Origin of the sequence: Synechococcus sp. R6-10 (genome assembly GCF_047461815.1) — a bacterium.
Lineage (GTDB): Bacteria > Cyanobacteriota > Cyanobacteriia > Thermostichales > Thermostichaceae > Thermostichus.
Genome location: NZ_JANSHW010000554.1, coordinates 1 through 806, shown reverse-complemented (window position 1 = coordinate 806; position 806 = coordinate 1). Strand labels below are relative to the sequence as shown.

Below are 806 nucleotides of genomic sequence, written 5' to 3'. Positions count from 1 at the left end.
GTGTAGAGCTAGGGGATCCACCTCGAAACAGTGAATAGCCGCCTCAGGGTGAAGAGTTCTGAAACAAGCGCTGGCCACGCCCACCCCCGCTCTCACATCCACGACAACCCTGACATCAGAAAGAACAGAAACAGCAGGCTGATAGACTCGACTAAGTCTGGCCACCGTTCCTTCGTACTCGACGCCTTCGTACCCCCGCAACCAAGCTGACGGAGCAGAGCTGCCCTTTTGGATTAAGTCAATGAGAAAAGTTTCTGTTATGTTTCCCGCATTGGCAAAGAGGAGCTGGGTGTCTTCTCCCAGGATGAAAGCAAAGCTGGTTCTCAAAGGCCGCCCCAGCCGCTGCAAGTCTCCCACCGTGCACACCACCGCATCAAAGCTAGGCCAACTGCTCGGCTCCCCCCTCACCTCATGAACTCGCTCGGGCACTCCCTTCTGCTGCAGCAGACCACAGGGATCCCCAAACCCCTCTTCCACGTACAGCTCCAGCCGCGGCAAGTCCAGCAAGTCCGCGGCTATCACCCCAGGACAGCCTCGGCCAACAAATACCCTCAGTCGCTCCTGCACGCGATGCAGCTCTTGAATGGGCTCGTAGATTCCTAGTCGTGTGTCTATCCAGGCAGAGCTGGCCGTGCTGACAAAGTAGCGCACATCAGAGCGGGGCGAGTAACGAAAGGGCTCCGGCAGCTCTCCCCCAAACACCCAGTCCAGCAGGTTCTGAATGCGGTGGCGGGGATGCCAGTGTTGGTCGAAAGTGTGATAAGCGCGGCGGGCAATTTGAATGGCCTCCTGGGGATGGTCTAGGT

The 806-nt window shown here is 57.9% G+C and carries 1 protein-coding gene; it reads right to left on the bottom strand.

Annotation, left to right across the window (positions count from 1 at the left end):
- Window positions 1–806 (bottom strand): glycosyltransferase (locus tag NW837_RS13695; protein WP_414332165.1); only part of this gene is annotated, 806 nt, incomplete at both ends.